The sequence below is a fragment of the Blastococcus carthaginiensis genome (assembly GCF_030731085.1).
GTDB classification, from domain to species: Bacteria; Actinomycetota; Actinomycetes; order Mycobacteriales; family Geodermatophilaceae; genus Blastococcus; species Blastococcus carthaginiensis.
Genome location: NZ_JASNFN010000004.1, coordinates 342132 through 357100 on the forward strand (window position 1 = coordinate 342132; position 14969 = coordinate 357100).

The 14969-nt window shown below is 74.1% G+C and carries 14 protein-coding genes; 6 read left to right on the plus strand and 8 right to left on the minus strand.

What is annotated here, in order from left to right; all coding sequences use genetic code 11:
• Window positions 1-4: 4 nt before the first annotated feature.
• The 4 genes from QOZ88_RS06855 to QOZ88_RS06870 all read right to left on the minus strand — a co-directional run bounded on the left by QOZ88_RS06855 (window position 5) and on the right by QOZ88_RS06870 (window position 3859).
• Complete coding sequence (locus tag QOZ88_RS06855; RefSeq protein ID WP_244523874.1) at window positions 5-529, minus strand: DUF5994 family protein; 525 nt, start codon at window positions 527-529, stop codon at window positions 5-7.
• A gap of 222 nt (window positions 530-751) precedes the next feature.
• The gene (gene typA / locus QOZ88_RS06860; protein ID WP_305999044.1) at window positions 752-2641 is read right to left on the minus strand and encodes a translational GTPase TypA; all 1890 of its coding nucleotides are present in this window, start codon (window positions 2639-2641) and stop codon (window positions 752-754) included.
• A gap of 102 nt (window positions 2642-2743) precedes the next feature.
• Window positions 2744-3085 (minus strand): hypothetical protein, encoded by a 342-nt coding sequence (locus QOZ88_RS06865; protein WP_305999045.1) that lies wholly within the window; start codon window positions 3083-3085, stop codon window positions 2744-2746.
• Between the two features lie 210 nt (window positions 3086-3295).
• Complete coding sequence (locus QOZ88_RS06870) at window positions 3296-3859, minus strand: YceI family protein (protein WP_305999046.1); 564 nt, start codon at window positions 3857-3859, stop codon at window positions 3296-3298.
• An 85-nt stretch (window positions 3860-3944) separates the two neighbouring features.
• On the opposite strand from QOZ88_RS06870, the gene QOZ88_RS06875 reads away from it, so the two are divergent.
• From QOZ88_RS06875 to QOZ88_RS06890, 4 genes are all read left to right on the plus strand, one after another.
• Window positions 3945-4445 (plus strand): MarR family winged helix-turn-helix transcriptional regulator, encoded by a 501-nt coding sequence (locus QOZ88_RS06875; RefSeq protein WP_305999047.1) that lies wholly within the window; start codon window positions 3945-3947, stop codon window positions 4443-4445.
• 235 nt (window positions 4446-4680) lie between these two features.
• On the plus strand, window positions 4681-5304 hold the full coding sequence (locus tag QOZ88_RS06880) for a hypothetical protein (protein ID WP_305999048.1): 624 nt from the start codon (window positions 4681-4683) through the stop codon (window positions 5302-5304).
• 98 nt (window positions 5305-5402) lie between these two features.
• Window positions 5403-7481: a sensor histidine kinase gene (locus tag QOZ88_RS06885; protein ID WP_305999049.1), complete on the plus strand. Its 2079-nt coding sequence runs from the start codon at window positions 5403-5405 to the stop codon at window positions 7479-7481.
• Between the two features lies 1 nt (window position 7482).
• On the plus strand, window positions 7483-8121 hold the full coding sequence (locus QOZ88_RS06890; RefSeq protein ID WP_305999050.1) for a response regulator transcription factor: 639 nt from the start codon (window positions 7483-7485) through the stop codon (window positions 8119-8121).
• A gap of 3 nt (window positions 8122-8124) precedes the next feature.
• Here the strand turns inward: QOZ88_RS06890 and QOZ88_RS06895 are convergent, their stop codons facing one another.
• Genes QOZ88_RS06895 through QOZ88_RS06905 form a run of 3 tightly spaced genes read right to left on the minus strand, consistent with a single transcriptional unit; the run spans window position 8125 to window position 11251 of the window.
• Complete coding sequence (locus QOZ88_RS06895) at window positions 8125-9033, minus strand: enoyl-CoA hydratase-related protein (protein WP_305999051.1); 909 nt, start codon at window positions 9031-9033, stop codon at window positions 8125-8127.
• Window positions 9030-10028: an acyl-CoA dehydrogenase family protein gene (locus tag QOZ88_RS06900; protein ID WP_305999052.1), complete on the minus strand. Its 999-nt coding sequence runs from the start codon at window positions 10026-10028 to the stop codon at window positions 9030-9032. The genes QOZ88_RS06895 and QOZ88_RS06900 overlap by 4 nt, the downstream gene beginning before the upstream one ends.
• Window positions 10025-11251 carry an acyl-CoA dehydrogenase family protein gene (locus QOZ88_RS06905; protein WP_305999053.1) on the minus strand — a complete coding sequence of 409 codons (1227 nt, stop codon included), beginning with the start codon at window positions 11249-11251 and terminating at the stop codon, window positions 10025-10027. Before QOZ88_RS06905 ends, QOZ88_RS06900 begins: the two co-directional genes overlap by 4 nt.
• Window positions 11252-11355: 104 nt before the next feature.
• On the opposite strand from QOZ88_RS06905, the gene QOZ88_RS06910 reads away from it, so the two are divergent.
• Together QOZ88_RS06910 and QOZ88_RS06915 are read left to right on the plus strand one after the other, a co-directional pair.
• Window positions 11356-12009 (plus strand): TetR/AcrR family transcriptional regulator, encoded by a 654-nt coding sequence (locus QOZ88_RS06910; RefSeq protein ID WP_305999054.1) that lies wholly within the window; start codon window positions 11356-11358, stop codon window positions 12007-12009.
• 62 nt (window positions 12010-12071) lie between these two features.
• Window positions 12072-13667 carry a long-chain-fatty-acid--CoA ligase gene (locus tag QOZ88_RS06915; protein ID WP_305999055.1) on the plus strand — a complete coding sequence of 532 codons (1596 nt, stop codon included), beginning with the start codon at window positions 12072-12074 and terminating at the stop codon, window positions 13665-13667.
• Between the two features lie 95 nt (window positions 13668-13762).
• Here the strand turns inward: QOZ88_RS06915 and QOZ88_RS06920 are convergent, their stop codons facing one another.
• Window positions 13763-14914, minus strand: a complete 1152-nt coding sequence (locus QOZ88_RS06920) for a glycerophosphodiester phosphodiesterase (protein WP_305999056.1) — start codon at window positions 14912-14914, stop codon at window positions 13763-13765.
• Window positions 14915-14969 lie beyond the last annotated feature (55 nt).

Here is a 14969-nt window from a genome sequence, read left to right on the forward strand (position 1 = left end):
ACCGCTACACCGCGCGGGACGCCGGCAGGGTGGGCACCTGCGGGAGCGGGGTGGAGCGGGCCGCGGCGAGCACCATCTGCGGCGAGGACGGCAGCCCCCGGCGGGTGCACAGCCGCAGCGCCCGGGCGCCGGTGAGCACGTCGGTCTCCGGCGGGACGACCAGCAGGTCGGCGCGGCGGTTGCCGCCGGCCCAGGTGAGGCAGACGACCTGCGGGTCCATGCTGCGGAAACCACCGGCCCGCACCGTCCGGCCGAGCACCTCGAGCTTCCGCGGCGCCGGCTGCCACGCGTCGAGGGCGTACGTGAAGCGCTCCACGCGCACGCCGTGCCGCTCCAGCGCCGCGATCAGCTCGGGCAGCTCGACGGCGAGGTCACGGCTGCGCGGGAACCACGCGCCGTCGAAGGCCGACCCACCCGACCCAGCGTCGGCGCGCAGGCTCACCCGGACGTCGATCCCACCCCGGAACCCCTCGGTCGCCGGCCCCGTACGGGTGATCGTCGCCATGAGCGTCGGCCGCCTCTCGTCCACTCGTCCCCGGGCCACGCACATGGCCCCGAGGAGAACGTAGGCGCGCCGACACACCTTTCCTGGGGAGCGTGGGACGGGCGTGGCGAGCTCCCCGGCCGGTCATCACGATTCGTGACCTTCCGCGCACAGCACTCCGCCCCCGTCCCGCACGAAGCGGAACAGGGGCGGAGATCCCGGCCCGGCTGCAGAAGCCCGCGTGGCGTGGGGGGCAGCCGGGTCCTCTCAGGGCTTGGGCTTGCGGTTCTTGGCCTTGCCGCGCTCGGTCTGGTCGAGCACCACCTTGCGGATGTGGACGCCGGCCGGCGTGACCTCCACGCACTCGTCCTCGGCGCAGAACTCCAGCGCCTGCTCCAGGTTGAGGATCTTCGGCGGGATCAGCCGCTCCAGCTCCTCGGAGGTGGACTTGCGCATGTTGGTGAGCTTCTTCTCCTTGGTGATGTTCACGTCCATGTCGTCCGGACGGGAGTTCTCACCGACGATCATGCCCTCGTAGACCTCGGTGCCCGGCTCGACCATGAGCGAGCCGCGCTCCTGCAGCGAGAACATCGAGTACGTCGTCGCCACGCCCTGGCGGTCGGCGACCAGCGAGCCGGTCGGGCGGGCGCGCATGTCACCCATCCACGGCTCGTAGCCCTCGAGGTTGTGGTTCAGGACGCCGGTGCCCCGGGTCTCGGTGAGGAACTCGGTGCGGAAACCGATGAGCCCGCGCGACGGGACGATGTACTCCATCCGCGCCCAGCCGGTGTCGTGGTGCACCAGGTTCTCCAGCCGCGCGCGGCGGACCGCGAGCGCCTGGGTCAGGGTGCCGACGTACTCGCCGGGGGTGTCGATCGTGACCCGCTCGACCGGCTCGTGCAGCTTGCCGTCGATCATCTTGGTGACGACGGTCGGCCGGCCGACGGTGAGCTCGAACTCCTCGCGGCGCAGCTGCTCGACGAGGATGGCCAGCGCCAGCTCGCCGCGGCCCTGCATCTCCCAGGTGTCGGGGCGGTCGGTGGGCAGCATCCGCACCGACACGTTGCCGACCAGCTCCTGGTCGAGGCGGTTCTTGATGAGGCGGGCGGTGAGCTTCTTGCCCGACTTGCCCGACAGCGGCGAGGTGTTGATCCCGATGGTGATCGAGATCGAGGGCTCGTCGACGGTCAGCGGCGGCAGCGGGCGCGGGTCGTTCGGGTCGGCGAGGGTGTCGCCGATCATGATGTCCTCGATGCCGGCGATGGCGACGAGGTCGCCGGGGCCGGCGCTCTCGGCCGGGGTCCGGGTGAGGCCCTCGGTGACCAGCAGTTCGGTGATCTTGACATTCTTGATGGTGCCGTCGACCTTGCACCAGGCGACCTGCTGGCCGCGCTTCATCTCACCGGAGTGGATGCGCAGCAGGGCCAGGCGGCCCAGGAAGGGAGAGGCGTCGAGGTTGGTGACCTGCGCGCGCAGCGGCTCCTCGGCGTCGTACTCCGGCGCCGGGATGGTGTCCAGCAGCGTCTTCACCAGCGGGCCGAGGTCCGGGCTGTCGGGGACGGTGCCGTTCTCGGGCTTGTTCAGCGACGCCTGCCCGGTGCGGCCGTTGCAGTAGACGATCGGGAACTCGAGCGCGTCGACGTCCAGCCCGGTGTCCTCGAGCAGCTCCATGAACAGCTCGTAGCTCTCGTCGACGACCTCCTCGATGCGGGCGTCACCGCGGTCGGTCTTGTTGACCGCGAGGATGACCGGCATCCCCTTGCCGAGCGCCTTGCGCAGCACGAAGCGGGTCTGCGGGAGCGGGCCCTCGGAGGCGTCGACCAGCAGCACGACGCCGTCGACCATGGAGAGACCGCGCTCGACCTCACCGCCGAAGTCGGCGTGGCCCGGGGTGTCGACGATGTTGACGACGACGGGGTTGCCGTCCTCGTCCGCCAGGCGGATCGCGGTGTTCTTGGCCAGGATGGTGATGCCGCGCTCGCGCTCGAGGTCCATCGAGTCCATCACGCGGTCCTGCGTGGAGTCGTTGTCCGTCCCCTCGCCCTTGGCGCGGCCGAGCGCGCCGGCCTGACGGAGGAGGGCGTCGACCAGGGTCGTCTTGCCGTGGTCGACGTGGGCGACGATCGCCACGTTGCGCAGGTCGTTGCGGGTGGGCATGCGGAAGGGCACCTCGGGCAGCTCGGGGGCGCGCCGCGCGGAGGCGCGCGGGCATCAGGTCAACAGCGACCGGAGCCGCGACCTTCCCTCCACTCTAGGGGCTCAGCGCGCGGGGACCGCTGCCCGCGACCGGTCGACCACCCCGAAGGTGATCCCTGCGGCGGCAACAGTGACCAGACTCACGGCGAACCAGGCCGGGAACCCGGCGCCCAGGGCGAGCACGTGCGTCAGCACGAAGGCGCCGACGTAGAGGGCGGCGAGCCCCGCCGTGACGGCGGGACCCCGCCGGCGGGCGGCGATCCAGGCGGCGCCGACGCCGCAGACGGCGAAGACTGCGCCGCCGAGCGCCCGGACGCCGGTGCCCTGCGCGATCCCGAAGCCGGCGGCGAGACCGACGGCGACCAGGAGCGAGGCGGGAACGCGGGCGAGAGCGGAGGTCGACATGTCCCCCAGTGTCCCTGTCGACGAGCCGACCGCGGCGCCGCCCGGCCGCCTGGCAGGGTCACGGGCCCGCGGACGCAGGAAGCCCCGGACGGCGGACCGTCCGGGGCCTTCCTGATGACCAGGTGACCTGATCACAGAGGGTCCTGGCTCACGACCGGTGCTGAGCCAGGACCCGGAACGATCAGGTCACCTGATCATCCCGGGCAGCGATCAGGCGGTGCGGAGCACGGCCTCGATCTCGAGCTCGACGGTGATCTTGTCGCCGACGACGACGCCGCCGCCGTCCATGGGCATGTCGATGTCGACGCCGTACTCCTTGCGGGAGATCTCGGTCTTGGCGCTGAAGCCGGCGCGGGTGCCGCCGTAGGCGTCGGGGCCGAAGCCGTTGAGCTCGAGCTCCAGGACGACGGGCTTGGTGATGCCCTTGATGGTCAGGTCGCCCTCGACGGTCCAGTCGGCGCCGTCGGTCTTCACCGCGGTGGAGCGGAAGGTCATCTCGGTGTGGTTGCCGACGTCGAAGAAGTCCGCGGACTTGATGTGCGCGTCGCGCTGCTCCTGGCGGGTGTCGATCGAGTCCATGTCCACCTGGGCGGTGACGCGGGACTGCGCCGGGTCCTCGGCGGTCACGATCTCGCCGGAGAACTCGCGGAAGTAGCCCCGGACCTTGCTCACCATCATGTGGCGGACCGAGAAGCCGACCGTGGAGTGGCTGGCGTCGATGTCCCAGGTGCCGGCGATGTAGGCGGGGATCTGGACGGTGGTGCTGCTGGTCATGGTGTCTCCCTGGGTATGAGCGGTGGGCCTTCGCTGCATCCCAGCGTAGTTGAGCGCTTGACTATTCCGCCAGTATTCTGAGGGCATGACCACGTCGGTGTCGCCGGAGTCCCTCCCCACGGGTGAGCCGCGCTGGCTCGACCCGGAGGAGCAGCAGGCTTGGCGGGCCTGGCTCTACAGTGCCCAGCTGCTGCTCGACCGGCTCGACCGCGAGCTCAGCCACCGCACCGGCATCTCGCACGCCTACTACGAGATCCTCGTCGCCCTCTCCGAGGCGCCCGAGCGGATGATGCGGATGAGCGAGCTCGCCGACCGGTGCCTGTCCTCCCGCAGCCGGCTCTCGCACGCGGTCTCCCGGCTGGAGGAGCGCGGCTGGGTGCGCCGGCAGGTGTGCCCCGAGGACGGCCGCGGCCAGCTCGCCGTCCTGACCGACGAGGGCTTCGCCGCACTGGAGGGCGCCGCGCCGGTGCACGTCGAGGGCGTGCGCCGGGAGCTGTTCGACCAGCTCTCCCCCGCGCAGGTGGTCGCCATGCGCGACCTCGGCGAGACGTTGCTGCGCCACCTGGACCCGACCCGCATCCCCTGACGCCGGGCCGGCCCCGGACCTCCCGGGCCGGGTGGGGGGCGACGACCCGGCTCCGACGGTCGGCTGCACGGGCGGGGCTGCTCGACGGGCATGGCGAGGCCGTCGGCGCAGCGGGGGCCGGACCGGCGGACGGACGAACTTCCCGGCCGGATCGGGATCGCGGTCCCTGGCCACCGGGAATTCCCGGGCGGGAGCGTCGGGACCTCACCGATCCCCCGCTCCGGAAGGACTTTCCATGTCGACCACGACGACCTCCCGATCCGCAGTCGCTGCCCTGGTCGGCGGCGCCCTCTGGGCGCTGCTGCCCGTCGCCTGGGCCACCGTCCTGGCCGACGACGCCGGCGCCGTCACCCTCGCCACCGCGACGGCCGCCTGGGTCTTCCTCGTCCTGCCGCCGGTGCTGATCCTGGCCGGGCTGGTCGCGCTCCGCCGGGCGCTCGGCGGCGACGCGGGGCGGGTCGGCGCCGTCGGCACCGCTCTGACCGGTGCCGGGCTGGCCGCCATGGCCGTCGGCAACGCGATCGAGGTCGCGTCGATCACCACCGGCGGCGCCGAGGTGGCGCTCGGACACGTCACCTTCCTCCTCGGGTTCCTCGTCTCCACGGTCGGCGGCGTGCTCCTCGGCATCGTCGTGGTCCGGCGGCGGGCCGGCTCGCTGTCTCGCGCCGGTGGCCTGCTGCTCGCCCTCGCCCTCCCGCTCGGCATCGGGATCGGCGCCCTCGGGGGCCTCGTGAGCCCCGAGGACGACGCGTGGTTCTGGGCGGCGATCAGCGTGCCCGCCGGCCTCGCCTGGGTGCTGCTCGGCCGGTCGCTGCAGTCGGCCCCGGCCATCCGGCAGGAGCCGGCACCGGCGTTCTGACCGGTTGCTCCGCGGAGGGCCGCGCCGCACGGCGCGGCCCTCCGTTGACGCCACGCCGTCCCGGAGCGCATCGTGCCCACGCCGAAGGGAGCGACCAGGTGACGCCCCAGCTGACCGCACCCGTCCCCGCACCGCCCCGACGAGCTGCCGGCGGCCGGCGGGGAAGCGCCTCCGGGCTGCCCCGGCTGTTCGCCTGGGCGGTGCTCCCGGTCTACCTGGCCGGCGCCGCCGCCTATCTCGTGCTCGACGCCCGGCTCGGCGGCCCGGGCCTCGATCCGGCCCAGGGCCTGCCACTGCTCGTGGGGCTCGGGCTGTTCGCGGCGCTGGGGGCGCTCCTGGTCCTCCGTCGCCCGCAGAACGCGGTCGGCTGGCTCATGGCCTCGGCAGCGCTCCTGGTCGGCGTGGTCCCGGCCGGCGACGCCTACGCGGCGTGGGTGATGACCAGCCGCGGCCGGCCCGACGCCCTCGCCGTCGCGGGCGCCTGGCTGCAGAGCTGGTACTGGTACATGGTCCTCGGGCTGCTCTTCCTCTACCTTCCGCTGCTGTTCCCGGACGGGCGGCTGCCCTCACCCCGCTGGTGGCCGGTCGCCGTGCTGCCGGGCGCCGCCCTGGGTGCGATGTGCGTCCTCGGGATGCTCACCGACTCGCTCAGCGGGCAGGAGGTCGGCTACCGGATCGACAACCCGATCGGGATCGACGGCCTCGCGAGCGTCGAGGAGCTGCCCGTCTTCGGCATCCTCGGCATCGTGCTGGCGGCCGGCATCATCGGGGCTGTCGTGGCCGTGGTCGTCCGGTTCCGGCGCTCGCGCGGCGACGAACGGCTGCAGATGACGTGGTTCGTCTTCGCCGTGGCGCCGGCGGTGCTGGCGCCGCTGGACGGAGTGCTCCCCCTCGTCAGCGACGTCGTCTTCGCCTGGCTTCTGCTCGCGCTCCCGGTGTCGATCGCGGTCGCCGTGCTGAAGTACCGGCTCGAGGGCATCGACGTCGTCCTCAACCGGACGCTGGTCTACGGCACCCTCACCGCCCTCGTCGTCGGCGGGTACGTGCTCGTCGTCGGCTACCTCGGTGCGGTCCTCCGCCGGGACGGCGACCTGCTGGTCTCCCTGGTGGCGACCGGTCTGGTCGCCGTCGGGTTCGCCCCCGCGCACGACCGGCTGCAACGGGCGGTGAACCGGCTGCTCTACGGCCGGCGGTCCGAGCCCTACGCCGCGCTGTCCCAGCTCGGCGAGCGGCTGGAGGGCACACTGGCGCCCGATGACGTCCTGCCGGCGATCGTCACCACCGTCCGGGAGTCCCTCCGCCTGCCCTACGCGGCCATCGTCCTGGGGAACGGTGAACCGGCCGTCGAGTCGGGCTCCCCGGTGCCGGGCACCCGGTCCCTGCCGCTGCTCTACCGGAGCGAGCAGGTGGGCGAGCTCCGGCTCGGCCTGCGCTCCGGCGAGGCCGCGTTCTCCACCCCCGACCGGCGGCTGCTCTCCGACCTCGCCCGCCAGGCCGGGGTGGCGGTCTCCGCCGTGCGGCTCACCGCCGACCTGCGGCGCTCGCGGGAGCGGCTGGTCACCACGCGGGAGGAGGAACGCCGCCGGTTGCGCCGGGACCTGCACGACGGCCTGGGTGCCCAGCTGGCCGGGCTCACCGTGCAGACCGGCGTGCTGCGCACCCTCATCCCGAGCGACCCGGCGCGCGCCGAGGTCCTGGCCGGGGAGCTGCGGGGCGAGCTGCGGTCCGCGATCGCCGACGTCCGCCGGCTGGTGCACGGCCTGCGACCGCCCGCTCTCGACGAGCTCGGGCTGATCGGCGCCCTGGAGCGCCTCACCGAGCGGTGCAGCACCGACGGCGACGGCCCCCGGGCGGGCGTCGAGGTCGACGGCGAACTGCCCCCGCTCCCGGCGGCGGTCGAGGTGGCGGCGTACCGGATCGCCCAGGAGGCGCTGACCAACGTCGTCCGGCATGCGGCGGCCCGCGCCTGCACCCTCCGGCTGGCCGCCGACGACGGCGAGCTGACCGTCGAGGTCGTCGACGACGGCCGCGGGCTCCCTGCGGAGCTGCTCCCCGGTGTGGGGCTGTCGTCGATGCGCGAGCGGGCAGCCGAGACCGGCGGCCGGTGCGACGTGCTGCCGGCACCGGGGAGTGGCACCCGCGTGCTCGCCCGGCTCCCGCTGACCGGAGGGGACTGACGTGGCTGCACGTGTGCTGGTGGTCGAGGACCATCCACTGTTCCGCAAGGGTGTCCTGGCGCTGCTGGATACCGCGGCCGACCTGGAGGTCGTCGGCGTCGCGGTCTCCGGCGAGGACGCGGTGGCGCAGGCGGCGGAGCTGCGGCCCGACGTCGTCCTCATGGATCTGCAGCTGCCGGGGATGAGCGGCATCGAGGCCACCCGGGCGATCACCGCCGCCGCCCCCGACGTGCGCGTCCTGGTGCTCACCCTCTTCGAGGACGAGGACTCGGTGTTCATGGCGCTGCGGGCCGGCGCCCGCGGCTACGTCCTCAAGGACGCCGACGAGGAGGAGCTGACCGGGGCCATCCGGGCGGTGGCCCGCGGGGAGGCGATCTTCAGCCCGACCGTGGCCGGCCGGGTGCTGGCGTTCTTCGCCCAGCCCCGACCGGCTCCCGAGGTGTTCCCGTCGCTGACCGACCGCGAGCGGGAGATCCTGCGTCTCCTGGCCCAGGGGAACCCCAACCCGTCGATCGCCCGGGCCCTGTCGCTGAGCCCGAAGACGGTGGCGAACTACGTCTCCGCGATCTTCGCCAAGCTGCAGGTCAGGGACCGGGCCGAGGCGATGATCCGCGCGCGGGAGGCCGGCCTGGGGGGCTGACGGTCAGGTTCCGGACGACGGCGTGACGTCGTCGGGCGGCAGCGGCCAGCGCGGCACGCCCGCGACGGCGCCGTCGGGCAGCCGGTCAGGGAAGCGCGGCGGCCGCTTCTCCAGGAAGGCGGCCACCCCCTCGGCCGGCTCCGGCCCGTCCCCCAGCTCGACCAGCGCCCGGGACTCGGCGCGGTGCGCGTCCCACGGGGAGGCGGCGCCCAGCATCGACCAGAGCAGCTGCCGCGCCGCACCCACGGCGACCGCGCTGGTGTTGTCGGCGATCTCCCGGGCGAGCGCGTACGCGGCCGGCAGCAGCTCGTCGTCGGGCACCACGCGGGACACCAGCCGGCCGCGCAGCGCCTCGGCGGCGTCGAACACCCGGCCGGTCGCTACCCACTCCATGGCCTGGCTGATGCCGACCACCCGGGGCAGGAACCACGAGGACGCCGCCTCCGGCACGATGCCGACCCGGCCGAAGACGTACCCGAACCGGGCCGACTCCGCGGCGATCCGGACGTCCATCGGCAGGATCATGGTCGCGCCGATGCCCACCGCCGGGCCGTTGACCGCGGCGATGACGGGCTTACGCAGCGCGGCGAACGGCAGCGAGGCCACTCCCCCGGCGTCCCGCGGGTAGCCCCCGATCTCCTCGCTCAGCGGGCCGGGCGGGCGCACGCGGGTGCGCCGGTCGCCGAAGGTGTCGGGCCCGCCCGCGAGGTCGGCGCCGGCGCAGAACGCGCGGCCGGCCCCGGTCACGACCACGACCCGGACGTCGTCGTCGGCGTCGGCGGCCGCCGCGACCCGGGTGAGCTCGTCGGCCATCGTGAGGGTGAACGCGTTGAGCCGGTCGGGCCGGTGCAGCGTGACGGTCGCGACGCCGTCGGCCACCTGGTACCGCAGCTCGGTCAGCTCGCCGGTCACCGCCCGGCCCCCAGTGCCCCGGTGACGGCCAGCCGCGCGACGGCGTCGAGGTGCTCGGCCTCGTCACCCAGCAGCAGCCGGTCGACCTTGGCCCGCCGCCAGTACAGGTGCGCGTCGTGCTCCCAGGTGAAGCCGATGCCGCCGTGCACCTGGATGAGGGTGCTCGCTGCCCGCTCGAAGGTCACCGCCGCGCAGGCCTTCGCCGCCGACGCCGCCAGCGGCAGCTCGGCCGGGTCGCAGTCGGCCGCCCACGCCGCCCACCACACCAGCGAGCGCAGCTGCTCCACCCCGACCCACGCGTCGACCAGCATGTGCTTGATCGCCTGGTAGGAGCCGATCCGGCGGCCGAACGCCTCCCGCTCCTGGGCGTAGGCCACCCCCAGCTGCACGCACCGCTCGGCGCCGCCCAGGTCCTCCGCGGCCATGACGACGGCGCCCACCTGCCGGGCGCGGGCCCACAGCCCACCGGCGTCCCCGGTCAGCACCCGACGGGAGGTCAGCCGCACCGAGGCCAGCCCGCGGGTGGCGTCCATCGGCCGGCCGGGCACGACCTCGCCCTCGCCGATGACGAGGTCCCCGCCGTCCAAGCCCAGGAAGAGGGTCGCGTCGGCGGCGTCCACCGACGGGGCGGAGCCGTCGACGGCGCCGTCGAGCACGGCGAAGGCCGTCGACCCGTCGGCCAGCTGCCCGGCCAGGTCGGGGGCGTCGGCGAGCAGGACCGCGGCGCGCGCGGCCGTCACCAGCGAGGGCGCGGCGAGCACCGCGCCGCCCTGCTCGGCGACGACGGCGAGGTCCAGCAGCGGGCGCCCGGAGCCGCCGGCGGACTCGGGGACGGTGATGCCCAGGAAGCCGATGTCGGCCAGCGCCTTGCGGCCGGGTTCGAGCCGCCCGCCCTCCAGACCCGCCCGCGCGGCGGCCGGCGAGGCGTTGCCGCGGTAGAAGTCGCGGGCGCCGTCGGCGATGTCGCGCTGGTCGGCGTCGAGGTCGAAGTTCATCGCGTCCCTCCCGAGAAAGGAGCGGTCTTGTCGCTGCGGGGTTCCGGCGGCAGACCCAGCACCCGCTCGCCGAGGATGTTGCGGAGGACCTGGTCGGTGCCGCCGGCGATGCTGATGCCCGGCAGCCACGACTGGGTGCGCTGCCAGCGGTCGTCACCGTCGGCCGTGGCGGCGTAGACGGCGTCGTCGCCGAGCAGCCGCACCCCGGCGTCGGCCATGAGCAGACCGGCCTCGGTGCCGGCGAGCTTCCCCGCGCTGGCCTCCGGTCCGGGGATGCCGCCCTGGCTGAGCACGGTGAGCCGCCGGTAGCCGGTGTACCGGGCGGCGAGCGCCGCGACCACCGCCCGCCCGACCGCCTGCCGGGCCAGCACCTGCCGCTCGGGGTCGAGCCGCGGCAGCCGCTCGCGCGCATGCTGGGCGAACTCCTCCACCGGCGCACCGATGGCGCCCCCGGCCCCGCCGATGGCCACCCGCTCGTTCATCAGCGTGGTCAGCGCGACCCGCCAGCCCTCGCCGGGCTCGCCCAGCCGCTCCTCGTCGGGGATGCGGACGTCGTCGAAGAACACCTCGTTGAAGTCGGCCCGCCCGCCCATCTGGCGCAGCGGGCGCACCGTCACGCCGGGGGCGTGCATGTCGACGACGAACATGGTCAGCCCGGCGTGCTTGGGCTTCTCCGGGTCGGTGCGGGTGAGCAGGATCCCGAAGTCGGAGACGTGCGCGAGCGTCGTCCACACCTTCTGGCCGTTGACCACCCAGCCGTCGCCGTCGCGGACGGCGGTGGTGCGCAGCGCGGCGAGGTCCGAGCCCGAGGCCGGCTCGCTGAACAGCTGGCACCAGACGTCGTCGGCGCGCAGCAGCCGGGCGAGGTAGCGCTCGCGCTGCTCCTGGCTGCCGTGGGCGATGACCGTCGGCCCGCACATGCCGATCCCGATGTGGTTGATCAAACCGGGCACCCGAGCGCGGGCCAGTTCCTGGGCGACGATCGCCTGCTGCACCAGCGTGCCCCCCTGCCCGCCGTACTCGCGGGGCCAGGTGACGCCGACCAGCCCCGCCTCGGCGAGCACCCGCTGGGTGCGGCGCATCTCCGCCTCGTGCGTGCGGGCGTCGATGCCTTCCTGACCGGGCGCGAGGTGCAGCAGCTCGCCGGCGTGCTCCTCGAGCAGGGCGCGCACCCGCGCCCGGTACCCGGCCTCGTCGGGGCTGTCGTCGAAGTCCACGGGCACGCCTCTCGTCGGTGAGCGGGGGGTCGGCCGCAGCGTGACAGGCGTCACCCGGGACGGTCAACGGTGACTGTTCCGGACCGTCCGGACCGCCTACTGTTCCGCGGATGAGCGCCGAGCCCGCCGCCGCCGGCGCCGCTCCGGGGCCCCGCTCGCGCTCGGAGCGGACCGCCGGCAGCCGCCTGCTGATCCTCGACGCGGCCGTCGCGTGCCTGGTCGAGGACGGGTTCGCCGGCGCCTCGACGCTCGCCGTCCAGGCCCGCGCCGGGGTCTCCCGCGGCCGGCTGCTGCACCACTTCCCGTCCCGCGCCGAGCTGCTGGTCGCCGCCGCCGAGCACCTGTCCACGACGCAGCTGGACGAGGTGCGCCGCCGGGCCGCGGCGCTGATGGAGGATGAGCCGACCGGGCGCGAGCGGGTGGACCGCGCGATCGACCTGATGTGGGCGACCTTCCAGGAGCCCCCGTTCTGGGCGGCGATGGAGCTCTGGACGGCGGCCCGCACCGACCCCGAGCTGCGGGCGGCGCTGCGCGGCGAGGAGCGCCGGCTGCGGGCCTCGATCGCCGCCGTGGCCGACGGCATCTGGGGGCCCGAGATCGCCGGCGCGCCCGCCTACGCCGACCTCTGCGAGCTGCTGTTCACCAGCATGCGCGGGGTCGCGCTCGTCTACGCGTTCCAGGACCGGCCGGCCGCCACCGACCCGCACCTGGCGCTGTGGAAGCGGCTCGCCGCCCGCCTGCTCGACCTCGACAGTCAGGGTTGACCGCTCGGCCTCGCGGCCACCAGCATGACGCAGGTCACACTGTCCCGGCTGAGGAGTAGCCCGTGAGCGTCCAGATCCCGGTCCTGCGCGGCCGCGGCATGACCATGAGCGACATGCTGGCCCGGCACGCCCGCACCAGCCCGGACGTGCCGGCGCTGCGCTTCGAGGGATCGGGCCGCTCGTACGCCGAGCTCGACCAGCGGGTGGACCGGCTGGCCCGGGCGCTGCACGCGCGCGGGGTGCGCACCGGCGACCGGGTGGCCGTGCTGGCGCTCAACGGCCCGGAGACGTGGGAGGCCTACCTCGCCGGCGTCCGGCTGGGTGCGGTCGTCGTCCCGGTCAACTTCCGGCTGGTCGCCGACGAGGTCGCCTACGTGCTCACCGACTCCGGCGCCGTCGCCCTGGTCGTGGACACTCCGCTGGCGGAGGTCGCGGCCAAGGCGCGCGAGCAGGCCCCGGACGTCGCGACCGCGCTGGTCATCGGCGGCGGGGACGCCGGACCGGGCAGCGAGGACTACGCGTCGGCGCTCGCCGCGGCCGAGGGGGAGCCGCTCGACGTCGTCGTCGACGAGGACGAGCCGGCCTTCATCATGTACACCTCCGGCACGACCGGCCGCCCCAAGGGCGCCGTGCTGACCCACCGCAACCTGCTCCTGCACGCCTTCAGCCAGGTCACCACCCTCGGATGGGACCCCGACGACCGCGTCGGTGTGCCGGGCGCGCCGCTGTTCCACATCGCCGGGCTGGCCGGGGGCCTGCCGCCGTTGCTGCTGGGCGGCACGAACGTGATCCTGAGGTCCGGCGCCTTCGACCCGGCCGAGACCCTCGACATGATGGAGCGGGAGAAGGTCTCCAGCATCTTCCTGGTCCCCGCCATGTGGGCCGCCGTGCTCGCGGTCCCGGGCATCGCCGACCGCGACCTCTCGCACCTGCGCCGGGTCTCCTGGGGTGCCGCCCCCGCCTCCACCACCCTGCTGCGCGCGCTGATCGACGCGTTCCCGCAGGCGGAGGTGGTCACCGCCTTCGGGCAGACCGAGTGCAGCCCCGTCACCTGCCTCCTGCGTGGCGAGGACTCCGTGCGCAAGATCGGCTCGGTCGGCACGCCGATCCTCAACGTCGAGGTCCGCGTCGTCGACGACGCGATGGCGGACGTCCCGCAGGGCGAGGTGGGCGAGATCGTCTATCGCAGCCCCATGGTGATGAAGGAGTACTGGAACAAACCCGAGGAGACGGCGGAGGCGTTCGCCGGCGGCTGGTTCCACTCCGGCGACCTCGTGCGCCAGGACGAGGACGGCTACTTCTACGTCGTCGACCGCAAGAAGGACATGATCATCTCGGGCGGGGAGAACATCTACTGCGCCGAGGTGGAGAATGTGCTGGCCGCCCACCCGAAGGTCGCCGAGGTCGCGCTGATCGGCGTGCCCGACACCCGCTACGGCGAGGCGCCGCTGGCCGTCGTCGCCCCGCGCGACGCGGCCGACCCGCCGACGGCCGAGGAGCTGGCCGCGTTCTGCCGGGAGCGGCTGGCCCGCTACAAGAACCCGCGGGAGTACTCGGTGGTCGGGGCGCTCCCCCGCAATCCGAGCGGCAAGGTGCTCAAGACCGCACTGCGGCAGGAGCACTCGGCGGGCTCGCTCGTCGCCGACCCCGTCGTCTGACGCCTGCCCCCTCCCCGGCAACAGTGTGCGCAGATGTGCAGCAACTGCGTCTGGAACTGCACATCCGCGCACACCGTCGCGCCCGGGCGGCAGGGTCAGGGAGCGTCGGTCTCGAAGAGGTCGCGGGACACGACGCCGGTGTCGGGGTTGTCGGTGAACATCCCGTCGATGCCGGCCTCCCAGAAGGTGAGGTGCTCCTCCAGCGCCCGGCCGTAGTCGTCGGCCTCGGCCCCGTCCCGCAGCGCCGGGGGCAGGAACACGTTCTCGTTGCGGAACGTGTACGGGTGCACGAGCAGCCCGGCGCGGTGCGCGTCGTCGACGAGCGTGGTCGAGGTGCCCAGCGTGCCGTCGGCCTCGCGCGGGATGACCTGGTTCTTCTCCGGCCCCACGCCCTCGGCGTACCCGGCGATCTCCTGCAGCCCCTCCGCGGTGGTGAGGTCGGCGTAGGTGCGCGGGTCACCGGCGGCGGTGAAGTCGTAGGGCTGCCCCGACCCCGACAGCAGCTGCACCAGCGGCACGCGCACCCCCTTCTCCCCCAGCTCCCGCAGGTTCGCCGTCTCGAAGGACTGGATGAAGACCGGGGAGGTGTGCTTGTGCACCCGCGCCTCCCGAAGGTCGGTCATCAGGGGCTCCTCGAGGGAGAGCCCGATGCCGTCGAAGTAGGTGGGGTGCTTGGTCTCGACGTAGACGCCGATCTCGCGGCGGAGCTCCTTGGTGAGCCGGGCCCGCAGCTCGAGCACCTCGTCGAGGGTCGGCACCTGGTAGAGGCCGTCGTAGAGGGTGTTCTCCTCCCGCACCTCGGGCAGCCGCTCGACGGCCCGGAGGGTGCGCAGCTCGGCGAGCGTGAAGTCCTCGGTGAACCAGCCGGTGAGCGGTGCGCCGTCGATCACCTTGGTCGTGCGGCGGGAGGCGAACTCCGGCCGGCTCGCGACGTCCGTCGTCCCGGAGATCTCGTTCTCGTGCCGGGCGACGAGCACGCCGTCCTCGGTGCTCACGACGTCGGGCTCGATGTAGTCGGCCCCCATCCGGGCGGCGAGCTCGTAGGAGGCGAGGGTGTGCTCCGGCCGGTAGCCGGAGGCACCCCGGTGGCCCACGACGAGCAGGTCGTCGGCGAGCGCCGTGCCGGGCTCGGGAGCCGGCGGCCGCGGCGCGGCGGTGGCGGGCACGGCCGCCGGGACGGCGAGGGACAGGGGGACGGCGACCGCGACGGCGGCGACCGTGGCACGCAAGCGGCGTGCTCGGGACATCGGGACTCCCGCGGGCTCGGACGGCGACCCTCGCCGGCGGCTCCGCGAGCTGATC

Excerpts from the sequence above, each read along its gene's own strand:
- typA (WP_305999044.1), bottom strand. The coding sequence starts at position 2,641 with ATGCCCACCCGCAACGACCTGCGCAACGTGGCGATCGTCGCCCACGTC.
- QOZ88_RS06865 (WP_305999045.1), bottom strand. The coding sequence starts at position 3,085 with ATGTCGACCTCCGCTCTCGCCCGCGTTCCCGCCTCGCTCCTGGTCGCC.
- QOZ88_RS06870 (WP_305999046.1), bottom strand. The coding sequence starts at position 3,859 with ATGACCAGCAGCACCACCGTCCAGATCCCCGCCTACATCGCCGGCACC.
- QOZ88_RS06875 (WP_305999047.1), top strand. The coding sequence starts at position 3,945 with ATGACCACGTCGGTGTCGCCGGAGTCCCTCCCCACGGGTGAGCCGCGC.
- QOZ88_RS06880 (WP_305999048.1), top strand. The coding sequence starts at position 4,681 with ATGTCGACCACGACGACCTCCCGATCCGCAGTCGCTGCCCTGGTCGGC.
- QOZ88_RS06900 (WP_305999052.1), bottom strand. The coding sequence starts at position 10,028 with ATGAACTTCGACCTCGACGCCGACCAGCGCGACATCGCCGACGGCGCC.
- QOZ88_RS06910 (WP_305999054.1), top strand. The coding sequence starts at position 11,356 with ATGAGCGCCGAGCCCGCCGCCGCCGGCGCCGCTCCGGGGCCCCGCTCG.
- QOZ88_RS06920 (WP_305999056.1), bottom strand. The coding sequence starts at position 14,914 with ATGTCCCGAGCACGCCGCTTGCGTGCCACGGTCGCCGCCGTCGCGGTC.